This window comes from Paenibacillus sp. Root444D2, assembly GCF_001426375.1.
Lineage (GTDB): Bacteria > Bacillota > Bacilli > Paenibacillales > NBRC-103111 > Paenibacillus_E.
The window spans coordinates 86183-107672 of sequence record NZ_LMEO01000010.1 but is presented as its reverse complement, the minus strand read 5'-3'; the positions used below and the strand labels follow the sequence as shown (position 1 = coordinate 107672).

Below are 21490 nucleotides of genomic sequence, written 5' to 3'. Positions count from 1 at the left end.
CCAAAGCCCATCCCGTGCAAAATGCCGCGGATTTTCGCTTCAATTTCATAGCCAGAAGCCTTTCGGAGTACGTTTCACAATGTAATTTATTTGAGAAGTTACTTCACCAATTTGAGTAGGTTCTTTTTTAAAAAACTAAGCTGAAAGTTGAGGGGTATTCATGGCTTGATTAATTCGATCAACTGAAAGTTTACAGGCTGTGTATAGTAAGCAGGCTAACTCCACATTTACCTTGGCTTTTCTACCTCCACGATGACGAACGTTATCAAGTTGGAACTGTCCTTTGAGATAGGCAAATACACGTTCAACAGCTGTTCGCTGATCATACAGTTTCTCATGTGCTTCACTACCCCGTGCTGGGAACGTGTATTTACGGCAATTGTCGGATACTTTAGTTTTTATAACCTTCTTACATGTGCCTTCGCTAAGTAGAGGACATGATTGACACTTTTCTTTAGGGCGAACGAATTTAAGTGCGTCATATCGTTTGTCTAAACTATCATAGCTGTAAGAATGGCCATGGGCACATAGTGGACGAAAATGGTCATCTTCCTGCTCATCTTTTTTTACGTAGCATGGATTATTGTCAATTAGTGCCCAGGTTTTCGCCTTTCTTGCTTCACTATAGATGGGTTCATAATCATAACCTGCATCAAGCAGTAGATGTTTCATAAGCAGGTTAGCATGCTGTTGGCGCAGAAGCCGAATCAGTGGTATTGCCATACGTGGATCACTCATATTACCAGCTGAAACAAGGAAACTGAGCATGTATTGGCTTTTGCAGTCAACGGCAGCATGCAGCTTATATCCATACCATTTGAAACTATTTCTGCCACTTGCTACTTCTTTTTTTCTACCCCAATTAGGCTCTGTAGGAATAGCGGCGAGCATTTCATCTAAGGTGTAATTGGTCATGACGTTCAATGGTTTTTCCATTAGAGGCAAGGCAGCTTCTTTTTCTGCTTTCTCTTTTAGCCACTTTTCTCGTTCAGCCTTGGACTTACGTCCTTTCTTGCGCGGCTCAAGAACTACTGGTGCTTCCGTGTTTACTTGTCGCGGATGCTGCTCCGTTTCCAATGTCATTTGTTGAGCAACTGCAGCCTTCTTTTTCTTCCGGCTTCTTCTGGGTTTGCCGGCTTGCTGCGGGTCGTAAAATTGATCTCTTGCATGAACGTGCGAAGAGTCGATAGCGATAACTTTACCATCAATAAAGCCTTCTTCCTTTGCTTGTTCTATGAGCTGATTGAAGCAAGGAGCTAAAGCATCTGCTTTGGCAAGTCGAGCGAACATCCTGGAATACGCAGTCTTATTCGGTAAGGGATTGGATCCCGTAAAACCGCAGTGCCATCTATATTCTTCGCTGGTTCGTACACGACGCAGGAGTGCTTCATACGTTGTAAATCCTTCCGTCATTCCAATAATGACGGAGCGGAAAATAGCCGGATAATTTTGCCGATCGGGTGCGCCTAACAAACTCTTTTTAGCTAGAGCTGAGTATATTTTGGGCATGTCGATCGTGTCAAAAATGGTGGAGTATTTCTGTTCAGGTTGTAAATTAAGTAAGTCTTGCAGGGAAAACAAGCTCTGCTGCCGAATCAAATACATTAGGAGAACTCCCTTCTCTTCTAGTGTTTGGTGGTACTTACACTTTCGATTAGATGGGGAGGTTCTCCTTTTTGCATGCTCCGGAAACCCTTATGCCATGCAGGTTTTGAATTGTGAAACGTACTCNTGGTGGTACTTACACTTTCGATTAGATGGGGAGGTTCTCCTTTTTGCATGCTCCGGAAACCCTTATGCCATGCAGGTTTTGAATTGTGAAACGTACTCGTAGAGACTCCTATTTTTCCATTTTCAGTAGATTTTAATAAAATAGAAGCCTCTAAAGACTGTTATCAATGCTAAAAAGAATACATTTCAAAAAAATCTTCCCAATAACAGCCTTTAAAGACTCTTACCCCTAAAATTTCGGCCTAATCTGAGGAAATAGAAGTCTCTAGAGACTCCTATCCACGATTGCTCTCTACAGAGGTTTCAAAGCCAACGTCACTTTCCCCTCAAGCCCCTCAACCATGTCATGCCAAGCCTTCGGCTTATTCGCCAAAACGGAATAATAGCGTTTCAAGAAATTCACAACGATCCCTGCGTCTAACTGTGCTTGATCTTCATCTGTCGGCAAGAAACAGAGGTCAAGTTCCTCAACCGCTTCTCCATTGTTTTCCCAAGAGGGATGAACGTATGGGAAGTCGATCCGCTTATAGCCCAGATGCGACAACACCTCGCGCCGCACATAAGGATCCATCGGCTTCACGCCGCCGAAAGCATGATCTTCGATCCGATAGGGATCATAAATTTCAGCGAACATCCCCAGCATCGGCTTGCCAGATTCGGCAGCCAATACTTCCAGATCGCTCCAGCGTTTCCGCGCCAGGAACCGACCGATACCAAGCCCAGCTTGACCAATAATGGTGAAGTCCGTCATCGCCACTTGGAAGTCATCATAGTAGCGGTACTCCGTTGTACCTACCACTTTACCTTCATGAACGGCTACGAATACCCGGATACCTGGGTCCTCGAGCGGTTCTTTCCACAATGCGTATTCGAGCACCTCTTCTGGCGGAAATACCTCTTTCATCAGATCATGCATGCTGCGAAACAAAGGATTGTCTATGCTTGTAATCCGTATAAACTCCATAATCAGAACTTCACTCCTTCGTCATATTCGAAATGGATTCCGCCACTCCATCAAAAGCGCATGGTTAAGCGACTCCTCATCCTGCAAATAATTTGGCACAACCTGCACTGGCGTCCGGCCGCAGCGCAGCAAAAAAGTAATAACAGGATCCTTCAGCGAGCCCGCCATGACAGCCCTAACGTAGTCATCTGCGCTCATTACGGCAGCATGCTTGTGATAACCTGGCATCCGCCCGCCTCCGAGCAGCCTTCTTAAACCAAGATGCACAATCACTTCGTACATAGACTGCATCATCAACTTGCCGAGACCAAATTTGCGATAAGCCGGCATAATACATATGTCCACAATGTAAAGGGTGTCGCCATCTGGACGATGCGTCCGGATGTACCCATTGTCCGTCAAAGCTGACCAACTATGATCAGCTGCATGTTGCTCCTCATATTCTACACGAAGCCCTGTTATGGACCCAACAACCTGACCAGCCACCTCTACACAAAGCGCCCCTTCCGGAAATCGAGTGATATGCTCCGTGAGCTGCTCCTCATTCCACCATAGCTCGGAGGGAAAAGGCGGAGGGAAGCTTTCCTGCTGAATAAGAATGAGTGCGTCAAAATCGGCTTTTCCATAATTGCGAATCACAGCCTCGATCGGTTGATCCCCGTCGAAGACGTATAATTTTTTAGCGTACAACTTCCCCGGCTCTATAACTTGCTTGGCAGCTTCTAAATCCATAGTGCACTGTAAGCCCCCTTGATCTCACTTCGTTAAGACCAATCTGTGTACAAATCTGTTCGGCGGTCACGCCACGTGGTGACGGAACCTTTTTCCCGAACGAGGTTCAGCAGCTCCAGATCCAAATCGGCCGTGACGACCATGTCACCGTTGATCTCGCCTTCTACCAAAATTCCCTTGGGCGGAAAAGGCACATCGTTTGGTGTTAACACCGCGGCCTGCCCGAAATTCCCCCTCATGAAATCAACCGTTGGCAGCGCCCCGACAGTCCCCGTCGTGACCACGTAGATTTGATTTTCAATCGTTCTAGCATGGCACGTATAACGTACCCGATGGAATCCGTGCCGGTCATCCGTACACGATGGGGCGAACAGCACATCCGCTCCGCGCGCTCTCGCCATCCGGACGATTTCCGGAAACTCCACATCATAACAGACCAGAATCGCAATGCGGCCTTTATCCGTGTCAAAAACCTGCAAGGAATCCCCAGCACCCATATTCCATTCCTTAACCTCAGTCGGGGTGATATGCAGCTTCTTCTGCTCCCCTATTCGCCCGTCCGGATAAAATAAATGAGCCGTGTTATAAAGCTTGCCCTCCTCCGAGGTAATATGTGTGCCGCCGATCAAATACATCCCCGTTTGCTTCGCCAACCCTTGAAAAAGCGTTCGATAAGCATCCGTATACGACGGCAATGCTTCAATGGGCAGCGCCTTACCGTTCTCATCACCTATAGACATTAACTGGGTCGTAAATAGTTCAGGAAATAGTACAAAATCTGCCTCAAACTCCTGAGCCACCTTCACATAATGCTCCACCTGCGCGGCGAACTCTTTGAAACTATGTATCGTGTGCAAATGATATTGCACCGCAGAAACGCGCATTTTCAACGTCAATCTCTCCTTACTTCGTTAAATGAAAGAAGTCCTGCCTCCCTTTTACAATCGGACAAGCACTCTTCCTCTGACCTTCCCTTCCAGAACCTGCTTAGCAGCCTCCGTAACTCCATCCAGCGTAACCTCTTGATAGACCGTCTGTTCCAGACCTTTCGGCTTCAGTTCCTTTGCAATACGCTCCCACAGGGGCTTTCTAACCTCCGCCCGGCAAGCAACCGAATCAATACCCAACACATTCACACCTCGTAGGATAAAAGGAAACACAGACGCTGCGAACTCACCGCCACCTGTCAAACCACTCAGGGCAACGGAACCGCCATACTTGATCTGGCTCAACACATGGGCAAGGGAGTCACCCCCAACGGGATCGACAGAGCCCGCCCAATATTCCTTATTCAGCGGCTTGCTAACAGAGGGAACAAGCTCCTCCCGTGTTAATACCCGCTTTGCCCCTAAATCCAGCAGATACTGATGATCCGCCGACTTCCCTGTGCTAGCTTCTACTTCATAACCAAGCGCTGCAAGCATGGACACGCTGCTGCTGCCCACTCCTCCGGTTGCACCGCGAACAAGCACGGGTCCCTGCTCTTTGCTTAGCCCATTCTCCTCCATGCGCTGTATGGAGAGCGCAGCGGTAAATCCCGCCGTACCCAGTATCATCGCCTCGCGATGGGTTAATCCCTGTGGAAGAGGCACAACCCAGTCAGCCGGAACACGCGCAAAGGCGCTAAATCCGCCGTAATGCCCTGTACCAAGCTCGTAGCTCGTCACCAATACCTCATCGCCTTCGCGAAACCGACGATCTGACGATGCTACGACAGTTCCGGCCAAATCAATTCCAGGTACCATCGGATAGGCGCGAACAACGCGCCCATTCGGGCTAAGAGCCAGAGCATCTTTATAATTAATTCCAGAATATAAAACACGGATCGTCACTTCACCTGGTGGTAAGTCCTCCAGCTGCAGATCTTTCACATTGGCGGTAAACTGCTCCTCTGATCGTTCCACTATCAAAGCCCCAAAGCTTTCCATCCTGTTTTTCTCCTCTCGATTTAAAACCAGCTTTACTTCATCAAATTACCAACTATTTAAGTTTACTACTATTAAGCTCTGGATTCAAAAGCTTGATACCGCTTATCCATCCCGCCTACACAAGGATAAACGACTCCGTCGTCCTTCTGGGACGAGCTCGTTTGTCAAGGTAGATGCGAAGCAAAAGTATAAAACTTATACTTTCTTATCTACTAAAAAAGCCGGCTTGCGCCGTCCTTGGTTGAGAGTGTTTATAAAGGTTGATGCTATGCAATCTACACCCAAGTGACGTAATACTGGAACTTTCGCATATTTATACATGTAAAGTTGTACTTTGTACAACTTTAGGCAAGCTTATCCACGTATTCCATTTCCATCCGAATGGTGCAAAAAATACAACACTTTTAGTCTAAAGTAGCTCTACTGTCTATAAAAGGGCTAACTTGTTGTATAGCATACAACATCCTGACCTTTTTAAGAAGAAATCAAGGAAATTGTTGTACACAGTACAACTTGCTTTTCTAATTCTCCAATTTTCAAAAACAAAAAACTCCCCAGTCTAATTGACCAGAGAGTTCCAAATTACAACTGCGCAAAGCCCGCAGCCGTCAAAAACCGTCCAAAAGCCGCTTGACCGGCTTCATTACGCTTGAACACGCCTGCGTCCAGCAGCACGTCCATGAACTTGCTGCCGACTTCGGCCTGCAGCACCGCATTGGCTGCGTCCTGCGGCAGCGCCGCGCCGTGCTTCGCGAGCAGCGCTTCGATCCATTCCGCATGCTTATGCAGCGGATGGCCGGCCTCTTCGCGGATCTCGCGGCCGAATACGGCTTCGCCGGTGAGGAGCTTGGCGATATCCGCCAGCTCTTCTTGCAGGCGGCCTGGCAGCACCGCCAGCCCCATAACCTCAATCAAGCCGATGTTCTCCTTCTTGATGTGGTGCAAGTGCTGGTGCGGATGGAAAATCCCATCCGGATGCTCTTCACTGGTGCGGTTGTTGCGCAGCACCAGGTCAAGCTCGTACTCGCCCCGTGCATTGTTGCGGGCGATCGGAGTGATCGTGTTATGCGGGACCCGCTGTCCGTCCTTCTCGCTGAAGGCGAGGACGTCTGCTTCCGCATCACTATAAGCGCGCCAGTCTTCGAGCAGCTTGCTCGCCAGCTTATAGAGCTGCTGCTTGTTGTGCCCGCTCAAGCGAAGTACTGACATCGGCCACTTGACGATGGCGGCCTTCACACCGGCAAACTCAGCATGTGAGTATGCTTTCTCACTTGGTGCTTTTTCCATCGGGAATTTATGGCGTCCGCCTTGGAAATGGTCGTGGTTCAGAATAGAACCACCTACGATCGGCAGATCCGCATTCGATCCGATGAAATAATGAGGGAACTGATCGATGAAGTCCAGCAAACGGTAGAACGTATGCGCCGTCGTTTTCATCGGAATGTGTTTCTCATGGAAGATGATGCTGTGCTCGTTGTAATACACATACGGCGAATATTGGAAGTACCACTTCTCGCCATCCAATTCCAGTGGAATAACACGCAGATTTTGTCTCGCCGGGTGATTCACACGACCTGCGTACCCTAAGTTATCTACGCACAGTAGACATAAGGGATAGCTGCTTTGCGGCAGTGTTTTGAGCAGGGCAATTTCCTTCGGATCTTTCTCCGGTTTGGAAAGGTTGATTGTAATTTCGAGATCGCCATACGTTGTTTCGGCCAACCAGTAGGCATTTTTCTGAATGCGATCCATCCGAATATAGTTGGAATCGATGGATTGCTTGTAGAAGTAATCCGTCGCCGCCTCAACGCTTGTTGTTTTGGCTGTATTCCAGAATTGATGCACGACCTCGGATGGACGAGGCATCAACAGCCCCATAATCCGTGCGTCCAACAAATCACGGTACGTTGTCGTATTCTCTTCCAAGAGGCCTGCCTCGAAAGCTGCATCGAGCAGTTCTTCTAGCAAGGCAACCGGACTGCTTAATTTCTCTATCGGCAATTCGCCTTGATAAGGTTCAGCAAGACCGAATAAATCAAGTAAAGCATTGCGAGAAGTATATACATCAAGTTGCTCAACCAGCCCATTTTGCATGGCGAACTGAAGGAGCCTTTCTATGTTCAACGCTGCATGCTGCGGCGCTTTAACTGTCCGTTCCATGTGCCACGTTCCTTTCTACAAAACAAGCCTTTTTTCAGCTCTGTTCTGCATTGTTCTGCATTGTTCTGCATTGTTCGGCACTTTTCTGCCTTACTCTACTCTTCGTATCCGTTCGGATGATTTTGGTGCCAGTTCCACGCGCTCTCGATAATGGATTCCAAGGAATCACGTGTTGGTTTCCAACCAAGCTCAGCTCTTGCTCGCTCAGAGGAGGCAATTAGCGTCGCTGGATCTCCGGCTCTACGCGGTTCGATGACAGCAGGAATAGCATGACCAGTTACTTTACGGGCGATTTCGATGACTTCTTTGACCGAGAACCCCATGCCATTTCCTAGGTTGTAAATATTGCTCTCTGCTCCGCCACGCAGCTTCTCAACCGCAAGAACATGGGCGCTAGCCAAATCGCTAACATGAATGTAGTCGCGTACACACGAGCCATCTTCTGTTGCATAGTCTTCTCCGAAGATGGAAATATGCGGTCTTTGACCTAGAGCCACTTGAAGAATGATAGGAATCAGATGCGTCTCTGGGCTATGATCCTCCCCGATTTCGCCACCGGCATGAGCGCCAGCCGCATTAAAATAGCGAAGCGATACATATTTGATACCATGCGCAATATCGAACCATTTCATCATTTTTTCCATAGCCAGCTTCGTCTCGCCATACGTATTTGTCGGCAAGGTGCGGTCGCTTTCTAGGATTGGAATATTTTCAGGCTCACCATACGTGGCAGCCGTAGAGGAGAAGACGATTTTCTTCACGCCGTATTGCGTCATTTTCTCAAGCAAGCATAGCGTTCCGTACACGTTATTGTGATAGTATTTCGCAGGATTGGTCATGCTTTCGCCAACTAACGAATTCGCTGCAAAATGGATGATAGCATCGATACTGTTCTCAGTGAAAACCGTATCCAGAAATTCGCCGTCGCGCAAATCCCCTACATACAGCTTGCCCCCAAGCACCGCGTTTCTGTGCCCTTGCTGCAAATTATCAACAATAACGACTTCTTCCCCTTTGGCAACCAGCTCTGCTACCGCATGAGATCCAATATAGCCAGCTCCGCCCGTTACTAGAATAGCCATTTTACAACGCCTCCCCGACTTGCTCGACACCATTGCCGATATTACAAACGTAGAAACTTGGTGTCAGGCCCGTTTTCTCCGTATATTCTTTGCCCACTTGATCGATAAATGTCTGTATACTGTCCTCGTGAACTAAAGAAACCGTGCATCCTCCGAAACCTGCGCCTGTCATACGTGACCCAAGCACACCTGAAACCTTCAGTGCAGCTTCTACCATCGTATCCAACTCTACCCCTGTTACTTCATACAGATCACGAAGCGACTCATGCGACCCGATCATCAGCTTACCGAAAGATTCAAGGTCGTTCGCTTCCAGCACCTCAATGGATTTCAGAACACGGTCAATTTCTTCAATAACATGCTGCGCTCGTCGGCGGATGGTTTCGTCTGGAATTAGATGTTTAAATTCGTTAAATTGCGCAAGGTTCAGTTGACCAAGCAAAGTGATCGAAGGAAACTGCTTTTGCAAATAGGTCACAGCCTGCTCACATTGGCTTCTTCTCTCATTGTAAGCGGAGTCTATCAGACCTCTGCGTTTGTTCGTATTCCCAATAACCAGCTTGTAGCTGCCGCTTTGAAAAGGCACATGGCGATACTCAAGCGTGTCGCACATGAGCAGAATGGCATGATCTTTTTTGCCATTGGCTACCGCGAATTGATCCATGATGCCACTGTTGACGCCAACGAATTGGTTCTCTGTTTTTTGAGCGAGCAATGCGATTTTCACGGTATCAATCGGATACTTTTCAAGTGTTAATAAGCCAAAAGCTGTAACGACTTCAATGGAAGCCGAGGACGAAAGTCCGGCACCATTCGGGATTTCACCGTGGAACAAAAGATCATAGCCCCGCGTAACAGGGAAACCTTCTTTCGCCAAGTGAACGAAGATCCCTTTCGGATAATTGATCCAGTCGTCCTCTTCTTGATAGGACAAGTCATCTATGGAAATTTGTTTACGAAGTGCCAGGTTTGTCGATGCAAATCCAATTACACGATCTTGTCTTGGACGAATGATCATAGTCGTTCCGAACGTTAATGCTGCAGGGAAAACATAACCGCCATTGTAATCCGTGTGCTCACCGATCAAATTGACCCGACCTGGAGCATGAAAAGCTGAAATTGCCGTTGTAGAATTCCCGTAAATTTCAATAAACGTGTTTTTTAGAGCTTGCAAATCTGCCATTGTGGCACCGCCTTTAGTGGATTTAGAAGAGATTTCGCTCGTCATCTGAGGATGATGGAGTCGTTTATGTTTGCTATCTTTGTAACTTCAGTATACGAGAAGAACGCGTGATTGGCTATGGAGGCATGTTATTTCCACATGGAGAAATGTGATCTCAAGCTCACTACTTTTTTATTAGATTTATGATAAAGTTAAGCTATATGAAGATGCGTAGATCGGAGATGAAGAGCAGGCATGCCAAGGTCGGAGAGCTATTACGTTGTATCGAATCCATTGCCTTCCCAGGAAAGTGAATTAACCGTGTTGTTTGCGGGTGAGAGTCAGACGAAGCCTGAGCATCGGTTAGGCCCAAAAGTATACGACTACTTTCTGATTCACTATGTGATATCGGGTAAAGGGGTATTCTCTTCGCAAGGTGAAGAGTACGAGCTTGGCGCCGGAGACAGCTTCGTCATCGAGCCTGAACAGCTCATTAGCTACGTCTCCGATGAGACTGATCCGTGGCATTATTGCTGGATTGCTTTTACAGGTACGCAGGCCGCGGCGTTGGTTGCTTCAACTGGATTGAATCCCTTGCAGCCCATTATCCATACGAAGCGCAACCGCCACATCCCTGTCCTTTTTCGCCATATTCAGCAAGCCTTAAGATCCAAAAAAGCGAACGCACAGCTGAAGTCCATCGGATACCTACATTTGTTACTCGGTGAATACTGTGAGACATTGTCTGCTTCCACACTAGCCGGCGTGGTCACGGAAGCAGAGAGCGACCGCATCGTGCAGCAAGCGATTCACTACCTGTCCACCCAATACGCAGAGCCTATCACCATTGAGCTGATGGCCGAGAGTTTGGGCTACAATCGCGCGTACTTATCGCGCATGTTCAAGCGCCATACCAAGGTAACACCTGTCACGTTTCTTCTCAAACTGCGTGTGGATAAAGCTCGCCTGCTGCTTCGAGAACGGCTGGAGCTCACCATCGAACAGATTGCATCATCCGTAGGTTTCTACGATCCGCTTTACTTCTCTAAGCAATTTCGACGCTGGTACGGCGTCTCACCAAGCGAGTATCGGAATCAAATCAAATCGCTTTGATTTGGTCCATGATTCGTTGGGAAAATCAGCCGCGAGCCCTCCTCAGTAATCGAGCACTCTTTTTTTCAAGCCAATATCAACTGAAGCGGAAATGACACATCACCATTGAGAAGGAGCTGTCCACAAAGTCATATTTGTAATATTTAGCTCCCACTTTCAGAATATTCAAAGCCTGAATGCTATTTCCATTGGATTATCTCCAATAAAAGCACGAATTCCGAGGCATGAGAGTGGTTTCCATTGGAAACTGTCCAACCTGCACTCGAGCCAATGATTCGCCACCCTCGCAAGCATCAGACAATACCTTTCATGCAGTTCCTGAAGCATGTTCACTAGGGGGTACTGATACTATCGGCCCCCCACTCCCAAACCTAAATCTTCCCACATTGATCGTAAAATTATACCTCCGAATGGCGTCTTTTGTTCGCATTTGCTAATGAGAAAGCAAGATATCGAAAGGGTGGTCGATTAACCTTTCACAAGGCAGGAATTTGGAATGAGAGAGCAACATTTCGAATGCCATCCTGTGATAAAACTAAACATGAAAACATTTAAGGAGATGAGGATATGAGCATGTTGAAAGGTAAAATAGCTTTAGTAACGGGTGCAAGTCGGGGTATTGGACGTGGGATTGCTTTGCGTCTAGCGCAGGATGGCGCCATTGTAGCCGTACATTATGGAAAGAATTACGATGCTGCAGAGGAAGTGGCTCGCGAGATTAAGCATAAAGGCGGCTCCGCCTTTACACTTGGTGCTGACTTGAATGCCGTAAACGGCGTTCGCGATTTATATGCGGGTTTGGACGAAGCCCTCGAGAAGCACACTAGCAGTAATCAGTTTGATATTCTTGTCAATAACGCTGGAATCGGGCAAAGTGGAACCATCGAGGAAACGACAGAACAATCTTTTGACGAAGTCATGAACCTTCATGTCAAAGCACCGCTATTTCTTATCCAGCAAGCATTGCCTCGTCTAAGAGACGAAGGGCGCATCATCAATATTTCTTCGGCTGTTACCCGTTTGGCTTTCCCTAATTTTCTGGGCTACAGCATCTCGAAAGGTGCGCTCAACACACTCACTTTCGTCTTAGCACAGCATCTTGGGAATCGCAGCATTACAGTGAACGCCATTTTGCCCGGTATCATCGATACCGATATGAATGCCGGAACATTGCAGGATTCGGGTGGGCAGCAGTTCGCAGCCGGTCTCTCCCCTTTTAACAGATGGGGGCAGCCTGAAGATGTGGCCGATATCGCCGCCTTTCTTGCCTCTTCAGACAGCCGCTGGATAACGGGGCAATTGATTGATGCAAGCGGCGGATCTCATATGTAAAACCCTCTGCTGTATTATGCTATGATAATTGCCGAGGGAACGCCGATTAGATATTTGACAAAAAATACCATAAATCATGAGGAAGAGGAACGTCGATGCGTTATTTCACGTTTTTTGCCTTCGAATCGTTCATATTGATCAAATAGTGACATCTACTTCCTCTAATCTGATTTCTAGCGCAGATTTCCCAAAATAACGAATCGACGTTCCGCTAACTAGTGGTCGGGTAACTCCCCCTTGCAATCGACAGCATTCTTCGCGTTCGAATCTTGTCATAACAAAGCACCTCACCGATTGTCGGGTGAGGTGCTTAGCCTTTAGACGTTTGAATTGTTATAGATAAGAGACCGTCGATTCATTCATCCAATCTAACTTTACATTGAGGTGTCTTACACCGGGATCTATCGTCAAATATGCCCAATTGAGGCTGCTGGTTGAATAAATATTCGCAGGTGAATAATGTTGTAGAAAGTGCAACAATTGCTGCCTAAATCTCGACTTTCTCCCGTTGTTGTTGCATCATGTACAACAATTTGGTCCTATATAGGCCATTTCGCAACATATGGACTCAAAATGTTGTACAAAGTGCAACTTCAAGTTGTGAAATAGCCTTTTGGCGCGCAAATTGTTGTATGAAATACAACATTGGTAACCACTAAAGCCAATTTACCCTCACGGAAGCTGGTTGACTCTAATAGCGATTTTTGAGTCATAATGAATCAATCGACAGTCTCCAACCATCCAAAATCGCAGAAATATAAACGAGGCCCCTACGATCAAATAAGTAGACAAAAAAAATGCACCGCCTCGGGAATACTCCCATAGCGGTGCATTTTTTGTTTTTATCGTTCACCTGGATCGTAAGGTTCACCAAGAGCTGATGGCGCTTTAGCCCGGCCTACTGCACCTGCCAGTACTAAAATGGTTAGCACATAAGGCAGCATGTAGAGGAATTCTTGCGGAATATTTTTCGAGAATTCGAACAAACGCATGAAGTTGTTGAGCGCCTGCGCCATTCCGAAGAAGACTGCTGCGCCCAGCGCGCCCACTGGATGCCATTTGCCGAAAATCATCGCAGCCATCGCAATAAACCCTTGACCTGAGATCGTGTTATGTGAAAAGGCACTTGTTGTCGTGAGCGTAATGGTCGCCCCGCCAAGTCCGCCTAACAGACCACTAATCAAAACGGCGATGTAGCGAATGCGCTTCACTTTAACCCCTACAGTATCCGCGGCACTCGGGTGCTCGCCAACTGAACGAAGACGCAAGCCGAATGGTGTCTTGAACAGCACATAGTAAGTAACCGCGACAAGAATCAATGCAATGTAAGTTGTCGGATAGGCATTGAAGAATGCATATCCGATATACGGTATTTTGGACAAAATCGGAATTTCCCATTTGGAAAACACATCATTGAGCGTTTCTGTTTGACCAGCACCATTGAACAGCACTTTAACCAAATACAACGTTACGCCTGCTGCCAAGAAGTTAATCACAACACCGCTGATGACTTGATTGGCTTTGAACGAAATCGTTGCTACGGCATGGATCAGCGCGAAAATGAGCGCAAATAACATGGCTGTCAGTAAACCGATCCACGGGGACCAGATACCCATATTCGCCTCTTCTGCATAATAAGCACCAACGGCCGAAGCGAATGCCCCGGAAACCATAAGGCCTTCGATTCCGATATTGACTACTCCCGAGCGCTCCGAATAAATCCCACCCAAGGCTCCAAAGATGAGCGCTGTCGAATAGACGAGCGTCGTGTTGATAAGTTCACTAAATTTAATGAAAAACGCGTTAAGCATGGTGAGCAGGTCCATGTTACGTAGCCCTCTCTTTCTTGCGTTTACTATAGAACGGGATAAGCACCCATTTAACGATACCTTGGGTTGCAACGAAGAAAATAACCGAGCCGATGACAATACGGATAATCTCCGGCGGCACATCAGCACCAAAGCTCATACCTGCTGAACCGTAAGACAATCCGCCGAACAGTGCGGCCCCCAGAACAATCCCTATTGGATTGTTAGCACCTAGCAGGGATACTGCAATCCCATCAAACCCGTAACCTGGGAAGCCTGCTGAAACAACTTGATAGTGGAAAACACCAAGAACTTCAAACACGCCCGCAAGCCCGGCAAAAACACCCGAGATAAACATTGCTTTAATAATGTTCTTCTTCACGTTCATACCGGCATATTTCGCAGCGTCGATGTTATGACCAACTGCACGCAGCTCGTAGCCCTGCTTCGTTTTCCATAAGATGATATAGAATACAATCGCTGCGAGTATCGCAATGAGTGTTCCCCAGTGCATTCTTGCATTCTCCAGCATAGTCGATAGCCATGTGATACTCAGAGATGCCGACTCTTGGATCATGTAGGAGCGCTGCTGCTTCGGCTCTAGAAGAAATTGATTAATGATATAATTCGACAGGAACAAAGCGATCCAGTTCAACATAATCGTTGTAATGACTTCATTAACTCCACGCTTTGCTTTCAAATAGCCCGCAATAGCTCCCCATAGTCCACCAATAAGCGCACCAACGATTACAGCTAATGGAGCATGAATAATCCATGGAAGACCTGTCAATTTGACACCGATAAATGTAGCCCCCGTCATACCCATGACGAATTGCCCTTCTGCACCGATATTAAACAAGCCTGTACGAAATGCGAATGCAACGGATAATCCCGTCAAAATAAGAGGGGTAATCGCACGAATAGATTCACCTATATCATACGAATTACCGAAAATACGAGAAAATAGCGCCCCATAGGCGGCAATCGGGTTATATCCGCCTGCCAGCATCACGAGTGCTCCGAATAACAGCCCAAGTATAATCGCCACGATCGGATTCACCGCTGATTCACTTGTAAAAATGCGAGCAACCTTATTCATGAGCAGCTCCTTTCTCTGTGCGCTTACTGCCAGCCATAAGCAAACCGATCTCTTGATCGTTCGTCTCCTGCGGCAGCACTTCTCCCACAATCTGTCCTTCATAGATAACGGCAATGCGATCCGACACATTCATAATTTCATCCAGTTCAAAAGAAATCAACAGAACTGCTTTGCCTTTGTTCCGCTGCTCGATCAATTGACGATGCACGAACTCGATTGCACCGACATCCAATCCCCGCGTCGGTTGCGCGGCAATAAGAAGATTGGGATTTTTGTATATTTCCCTGGCAATAATCGCCTTTTGTTGATTACCACCTGACAAGGAACGCGCTTTATTGTAGATACTTGGCGTTCTAACGTCGAACTGCTTAATCAACGCTTCCGCATGGCGATCGATAGCTTCATAATTCAAGAAACCAGCTTTGTTATACGCAGGATGAAAATACGTTTCAAGCACCATGTTCTCGCTCATAGTAAAATCGAGTACGAGTCCATGCTTGTGCCGGTCCTCAGGAATATGCGACAATCCAGCCTCGGAGATTTCTCTCGGTGTATAGTTTGTAATATCGCTTCCCATCAGCAGCACACGACCGCTATCAATAGAACGCAGCCCGGTTAACGCCTCTATTAATTCACTCTGTCCATTGCCATCAACACCGGCGATGCCCAGAATTTCTCCGGCTTTCACCTCAAAATTAAGCCCCTTCAAAGCAGGCAAACCCTGCTGGTTTCGCGCGACTAGTTCTTGAACCTGGAGAACGGGTTCTCCAAGCTTCACATCCTGCTTGTTCACTTTGAAGGAAACATCGCGACCGACCATCTTCTCCGCCAGAATTTGCGGATTGGTCTTCGCGATTTCTAAAGAATCAATGACCTTGCCCCGACGAATGATCGTCACGGTATCGGCAATCTCCATAATTTCTTTCAGCTTATGTGTAATGAGAATGATGGATTTGCCCTCTTTGACAAGATTGCGCATAATGACCATCAATTCACTAATCTCTTGCGGCGTTAGTACAGCTGTAGGTTCATCAAAAATAAGAATATCGGCGCCGCGATACAGCGTTTTCAATATTTCCACACGCTGCTGCATGCCGACGGAGATATCTTCTATTCTCGCTTTTGGATCCACTCGCAAACCATATTGTTCCGATAACTTACGTACTTTGTCTTGCGCTGTTTTGTAATCGATTTTCGACCCTTTTTTGGGCTCCATGCCCAAAATAATGTTTTCTGTCACGGTAAATGGCTGAACCAGCTTGAAATGCTGATGCACCATACCAATGCCAAGCTCGATAGCACGATTCGGGCTATCAATAAACACTTCCTTGCCTTGCACTTTAATGTTACCTTCATCCGGCTGATAAAGTCCGAACACAATGTTCATTAGTGTTGATTTACCCGCGCCATTTTCGCCAAGCAAGGCATGAATTTCACCCTTCATCAGCTTTAAACTAATGGCATCATTCGCCACTATTCCTGGAAACCGCTTCGTAATGTTGCTAAGCTCAACAACAGGGACTACTTCACTCATCAGATCACCCTAAGGATCAATTTTTTTAATTACCTCTAAAACTAAAGAACAAGGCTAGTTATTATAACTAGCCTTGTTTGAACAGAAGCAAACCTATCGTTCGTAACCGCAACGCCTTTTATACCTAAATTAAGGTTTTTCAGGAACTTTGATTTCGCCGCTAATAATTTTTGCTTTGAACTCATCCACTTTTTTCAAGATTTCCGCGGATACATTTTTCTTGGAAGTTTCAGGAAGGCCTACGCCATCGTCTTTCAGACCGAGTGTAACCACTTTACCACCTTGAAATTTGTTGTCGATGATGTCTTTGGAAACACGAATAACTGCTGTGTCAACACGTTTCAACATGGAAGTCAGTGTAACTTCATCGCCGAACTCAAGGGATTGGTCTTTATCTACGCCGATAACCCAAACCTTTTTACCGTTTTTCGCGCGGTCTTTCGCCTCGTTGAATACACCATTACCTGTGGAACCAGCTGCGTGGAAAATTACATCAGCGCCATCGTTGTAGATCGTTGCTGCTGCTGCTTTACCAAGGTCTGGCTTGTCAAAAGCGCCTGTATAGTTAATTTGAATTTTAGCATTTGGATTAACCGCTTTAACGCCAGCTACGAAACCAGCTTCAAAACGTTTGATAACCGGGATGTCGATACCGCCAACGAAGCCGATTTTGTTTGATTTTGTTGTTAGACCTGCAACTACCCCAACAAGGTAAGAACCTTCTTGCTCAGAGAATGTTACGGATTCTACGTTTGGAGCTTCAACGACATTATCAATGATCGCTAATTTAGCATTTGGGTTTTGAGTTGCTACTGTTTTTAGCGCATCGCCCATCAAGAAGCCGATACCCCAAGTTAGGTTGTAGCCGTCTTTAACGAATTGGTTTAAGTTAGGCGTGTAATCTGCATCGCCTTTACTTTCAAGGTTTTTCACTTTAACGCCTGTTTGTTTCTCAAGCGCCTTCAAGCCTTCCCATGCGCTTTGGTTAAAAGATTTATCATTGACGCCACCAATATCGGTAACCATTCCGATTTTGAAGTCTTTACCGCTGTTGTTGCTTGGTGCCGCAGAAGCTGTTGCAGCTGCAGAAGTAGCTGGAGTTGCTGAAGCCGCCGGTTTCGTTTCTTCTTTTTTGGCACAGCCGGAAAGAGCTAATGCAGAAACCGTTACAGCCATAAGAGCTGTTGAAAGCATTTTCTTCATGATTATTACCCCCATAGGATCAATTAATTTAAAACCACGAAATCTCACATTGTAGGTTGACCAAAATTAGTTAAATTATGTAAGACTGGCTATAAGCATGAGTGTATCATTTTGAAACCCAAGATAAAAGCGATACACCAGCAAATTAACATAATTCGTTATGTCATACAAGTTGACATGGTCTTTTTGTAAGCCCCTACAATATAGGTTCCAAGCCCCAATTATTTATTATACTACCACTGGTTAATAAAATCTAGATTACCCTTTGTTAATTTTATCGTTCATAAGTCTCATGAATTGTTCGGGTCCTAACGGGCTGCTGAACAGCATTCCTTGCACTTCCGTACACTGCAAAAGTCTCAAGTGCTCCAGTTGTTCTTCTGTTTCGACACCCTTTGCAATTAAATTTAAACCTAGACGGTGAGCCATGCGAATTATGGCAGCAGCCAGCAGCTGATTCTCATCGTCGTCTACCAAATCCCGAATCAATGTGCTATCTAATTTTACGCTATCGAGCGGCATACCTTCGAGCCCGCTTCGTGTAAAAAGACCTGTACACAGGTCATCCATCACGATACGCACTCCGAATTTCTTCAGGATAATCAATTTCTCGCTAGCCTCTTGTACATTGGAAGATGTGATACTTTCCGTAAGGTCCAGCTCCACCAACATGGGATTGATACCTGTTTCTTTCAAAACAACGGCAATTTCTTCAATAAAATGCTCATCTTTAAACTGTGAAGCCGTTACTGCTAAAGTCATTCTCAGCGGTGTGTAGCCCTCGTCCTGCCAGATTCTCATCTGTCTGCACGCCGTTCGTACAGCCCATTTTCCGATAGGTATCATGAAACCCATTTCCTCGGCCGCTTTCTTCCAATCCATACTAGTTGCGAGGAGGTTGTCTCCCCTGCTCCAATGAATGATCGCTTCCATTCCGATTAATTTTCGGTTTGTTATTTCATATTGAGGCTGATATAGGATTTCAAATTGATTGTTGTCTATGGCCAATCGGAGCTCTTTCTCCATGTGAGCTTTGCTCTTCACCATGGCATCGATGTCAGAGGCATAGAATTGGAACTGGTTATGCCCCCGATTCTTGGCCGCATACATCGCTTCATCTGCATACGCCATGAGCTGCTCAGGCAGCTTACCGTCTAACGGATACAACGCTATCCCTATACTAGCCGTTATGGTTACTGGCATTCCATCTAGGATAAAAGGCTCTTCCAGAGCCATTTGAATTCGGGAAGCTACAACTCTTGCATCTTCAGGCTTCGCAAAAGATTCTAGTAATATAGTAAACTCGTCGCCACCTTGGCGGTACACCGTATCCGATCCACGCAGGCAGCCCAGCAAACGTTCTGCTGCAAGGCGAATTAAACGATCACCGTAGGCATGACCTAATGAATCGTTGACATCCTTGAATCGGTCCATGTCCAAGAACATAACAGCCGCCAGTTGTTCATTACGCTGCGCATGCAGGAGCGCCCGCTCCAATCGGTCATTAAACAATCGGCGATTGGGTAATCCCGTTAATGTATCATGATAGGCCAGAAAGGCTAGTTGTTTACTCTTTTCTTCCTGCTCTCTACTAGTAAGAAGCAGTTGCCCTACACTCTTCGCAAAAAATAGACAGATTAGTGCTTGAACAAGCACACTAATGTAAACGTAAGGCGAAAAGGAGAAAGAAGAAGCAGCAAGTAGATTAATGGTCAACAAAAAGAAGCCCAGCACGCCCAAATAGACCAACGTTTGCGCTTTCATATGCTGTATCCACTTAGAAAGTATGCCTCTCATTCTTGAACCTCCTTATTTGATGAAAAAAAGGCTATTCCGAATCGGAATAGCCGTAGGTGTACCTGTCTAGGTAAACTGCAACCTGTCGGCAGCCCAGCCATCATTGTTGCGAGGGCAACCTTAGATCTGCAGCTTTGCGTCCTTACCTTTCGATAAGTTTGCCTTTTACGATATTAAGGGAATAAATGGGACTAATTAACTATATCATATTCATTCCACATTTGGCTATTTTTCCTCAAATAAGCAAGTTAAATAGCTTGGGGTCCTTATTTATTTCTATATAGCCATAATCCTTCTGAGATAGGCGCTCAATAAGACCTTCATAATCATCTTTATTTTTGAGCTCAATGCCGACCAGCGCTGGAGCGTCGTCCCTATTATTTTTTTTCGTATACTCAAATCTTGTAATATCGTCTGTGGGTCCTAAGACTTCTTCCAGAAATTCGCGCAAGGCCCCAGCACGCTGCGGGAAATTAAGGATAAAGTAGTGCTTCAAGCCTTCATACACGAGCGATCTTTCTTTAATCTGCTGCATACGGTCAATGTCATTGTTGCCGCCGCTGATGATACAAACCACATTCTTACCGCGAATCTGCTCCCGATAGGCATCGAGGGCTGAAACTGGGAGCGCGCCGGCCGGCTCAATGACAATCGCGTTATTGTTGTAAAGCTCCAGAATGGTTGTACATTCCTTGCCAGAAGGAACAATGACGATATCCTCAAGCTTTTCTTTACAAATGTCAAAAGTAAGCTCGCCCACTTGCTTCACGGCTGCTCCGTCTACGAACTTATCAATCGTGGGTAAGGTCACGACCTTCCCCTGCTTCAGCGCTTCCGTCATGCTTGCCGCGCCCTCCGGTTCAACACCGATGATACGTGTTCGTGGAGAAACACTATCCACATAGGTTGCAACTCCCGCTGCCAGGCCGCCTCCGCCAATCGTTGCGAAGATATAGTCAGGAGATTCGGGCATTTGATTCATAATCTCGAGACCAACTGTGCCTTGCCCAGCAATCGTGCGGACATCATCGAAAGGGTGTATGAACACTTTATTCTCTTGAGCACAGTAGGCTTTGGCATGGTTAGAGGAGTCATCGAATGAATCACCTGTGAGAATAACTTCAACAAAAGATCCGCCAAATAGCTTAACTTGGGAAATCTTTTGTCTCGGCGTTGTTGTCGGCATGAAGATTTTGCCTTCAATACCGAGTTGCTTACAGGAATAAGCCACTCCCTGCGCATGATTGCCAGCGCTCGCACACACGACACCTGCTTCGCGTTCCTCCGGTGTTAAGCTTTGAATCACATTATACGCTCCACGAATTTTGAAAGAACGGACAATTTGCATATCTTCACGTTTAAGATAAACGTTGCATTCATACAAGTTAGAGAGCAGCTCATTGCGTTGCAACGGCGAAGGTTCGATCACCCTGCTGAGCACATGATTGGCCCTAATAATATCTTCCAAACCTACTTTACTGGTAACAACCATTTTCTCTTACTTCCTTTCTCCGCATTGTGCTATTAAAGTTTTAAAGATTATTGTAGCACAACTCTGTCCGCCTGTACGAAAATAATATTGGCAGCGTTTTTTCCTGTGTTTCACTTCGTGCCCAGCAGGGTATTACATAGCAATACAACTTCAAAGGAGTGGTTCAAATGTCGACTCATCGCGATATCGATATCGAAGAACGCCATGTGGAGAAAAAATCGGATTCCAGTCTAGTTGCTTCTACTTTCATCAAATATGCCGCTTACGTCGTCATCATCTTCGGCGTCCTGTATTTCCTAGTTCGATATGTATTCCCAATGTTCTAGAGCTAGGACGCAATGTCCTTATCAGAG

Annotated in this window: 18 protein-coding genes and 1 riboswitch; of the genes, 3 read left to right on the top strand and 15 right to left on the bottom strand. The window is 46.3% G+C overall.

The genetic code is table 11. The annotated features are described in order from the left end of the window. Window positions 1-135: 135 nt before the first annotated feature. The 8 genes from ASD40_RS08235 to ASD40_RS08200 form a co-directional block, all read right to left on the bottom strand. Window positions 136-1605, bottom strand: a complete 1470-nt coding sequence (locus ASD40_RS08235; protein ID WP_057302829.1) for a transposase — start codon at window positions 1603-1605, stop codon at window positions 136-138. 418 nt (window positions 1606-2023) lie between these two features. Then, complete coding sequence (locus ASD40_RS08230) at window positions 2024-2695, bottom strand: hypothetical protein (RefSeq protein WP_057302828.1); 672 nt, start codon at window positions 2693-2695, stop codon at window positions 2024-2026. Between the two features lie 21 nt (window positions 2696-2716). After that, window positions 2717-3427 carry a GNAT family N-acetyltransferase gene (locus tag ASD40_RS08225; RefSeq protein WP_057302827.1) on the bottom strand — a complete coding sequence of 237 codons (711 nt, stop codon included), beginning with the start codon at window positions 3425-3427 and terminating at the stop codon, window positions 2717-2719. Between the two features lie 32 nt (window positions 3428-3459). Continuing rightward, complete coding sequence (locus ASD40_RS08220) at window positions 3460-4317, bottom strand: carbon-nitrogen hydrolase family protein (protein ID WP_057302826.1); 858 nt, start codon at window positions 4315-4317, stop codon at window positions 3460-3462. A 48-nt stretch (window positions 4318-4365) separates the two neighbouring features. Beyond that, window positions 4366-5355, bottom strand: coding sequence for an acrylyl-CoA reductase family protein (locus ASD40_RS08215; RefSeq protein WP_057302825.1), 990 nt, complete (start codon window positions 5353-5355; stop codon window positions 4366-4368). 582 nt (window positions 5356-5937) lie between these two features. Continuing rightward, complete coding sequence (locus tag ASD40_RS08210; RefSeq protein WP_057302824.1) at window positions 5938-7515, bottom strand: UDP-glucose--hexose-1-phosphate uridylyltransferase; 1578 nt, start codon at window positions 7513-7515, stop codon at window positions 5938-5940. Window positions 7516-7610: 95 nt separating this feature from the next. Continuing rightward, window positions 7611-8597, bottom strand: a complete 987-nt coding sequence (gene galE / locus ASD40_RS08205; protein ID WP_057302823.1) for a UDP-glucose 4-epimerase GalE — start codon at window positions 8595-8597, stop codon at window positions 7611-7613. A gap of 1 nt (window position 8598) precedes the next feature. Next, window positions 8599-9780: a galactokinase gene (locus tag ASD40_RS08200; RefSeq protein ID WP_057302822.1), complete on the bottom strand. Its 1182-nt coding sequence runs from the start codon at window positions 9778-9780 to the stop codon at window positions 8599-8601. 234 nt (window positions 9781-10014) lie between these two features. Here ASD40_RS08200 and ASD40_RS08195 point away from each other — a divergent pair, with 234 nt between their 5' ends. Both ASD40_RS08195 and ASD40_RS08190 read left to right on the top strand, forming a co-directional pair. Continuing rightward, window positions 10015-10872 (top strand): AraC family transcriptional regulator, encoded by an 858-nt coding sequence (locus ASD40_RS08195; RefSeq protein ID WP_057302821.1) that lies wholly within the window; start codon window positions 10015-10017, stop codon window positions 10870-10872. 567 nt (window positions 10873-11439) lie between these two features. Next, a complete protein-coding gene (locus ASD40_RS08190) occupies window positions 11440-12204 on the top strand; it encodes an SDR family oxidoreductase (RefSeq protein WP_057302820.1) in 765 nt (254 codons plus the stop codon). Window positions 12205-12342: 138 nt separating this feature from the next. Here ASD40_RS08190 and ASD40_RS37120 read toward each other — a convergent pair whose 3' ends face one another. The 7 genes from ASD40_RS37120 to ilvA form a co-directional block, all read right to left on the bottom strand. Continuing rightward, entirely contained in the window at window positions 12343-12480 is a 138-nt protein-coding gene (locus tag ASD40_RS37120) for a hypothetical protein (protein WP_156389934.1), read from the bottom strand. A 566-nt stretch (window positions 12481-13046) separates the two neighbouring features. Then, window positions 13047-14030, bottom strand: a complete 984-nt coding sequence (locus ASD40_RS08185; protein WP_057302819.1) for an ABC transporter permease — start codon at window positions 14028-14030, stop codon at window positions 13047-13049. A 1-nt stretch (window position 14031) separates the two neighbouring features. Further along, complete coding sequence (locus ASD40_RS08180) at window positions 14032-15111, bottom strand: ABC transporter permease (RefSeq protein ID WP_057302818.1); 1080 nt, start codon at window positions 15109-15111, stop codon at window positions 14032-14034. Further along, on the bottom strand, window positions 15104-16645 hold the full coding sequence (locus tag ASD40_RS08175; protein ID WP_057302817.1) for an ABC transporter ATP-binding protein: 1542 nt from the start codon (window positions 16643-16645) through the stop codon (window positions 15104-15106). Before ASD40_RS08175 ends, ASD40_RS08180 begins: the two co-directional genes overlap by 8 nt. Before the next feature lie 129 nt (window positions 16646-16774). Continuing rightward, complete coding sequence (locus tag ASD40_RS08170; protein ID WP_057302816.1) at window positions 16775-17848, bottom strand: BMP family lipoprotein; 1074 nt, start codon at window positions 17846-17848, stop codon at window positions 16775-16777. 258 nt (window positions 17849-18106) lie between these two features. Continuing rightward, complete coding sequence (locus ASD40_RS08165) at window positions 18107-19645, bottom strand: putative bifunctional diguanylate cyclase/phosphodiesterase (RefSeq protein ID WP_057302815.1); 1539 nt, start codon at window positions 19643-19645, stop codon at window positions 18107-18109. A gap of 84 nt (window positions 19646-19729) precedes the next feature. After that, a riboswitch (cyclic di-GMP riboswitch) is annotated at window positions 19730-19818 on the bottom strand. A gap of 62 nt (window positions 19819-19880) precedes the next feature. Next, window positions 19881-21137 carry a threonine ammonia-lyase IlvA gene (gene ilvA / locus ASD40_RS08160; protein ID WP_057302814.1) on the bottom strand — a complete coding sequence of 419 codons (1257 nt, stop codon included), beginning with the start codon at window positions 21135-21137 and terminating at the stop codon, window positions 19881-19883. A 167-nt stretch (window positions 21138-21304) separates the two neighbouring features. On the opposite strand from ilvA, the gene ASD40_RS38160 reads away from it, so the two are divergent. Beyond that, the gene (locus ASD40_RS38160; protein WP_164484190.1) at window positions 21305-21463 is read left to right on the top strand and encodes a hypothetical protein; all 159 of its coding nucleotides are present in this window, start codon (window positions 21305-21307) and stop codon (window positions 21461-21463) included. The last annotated feature ends 27 nt before the right edge of the window (window positions 21464-21490 follow it).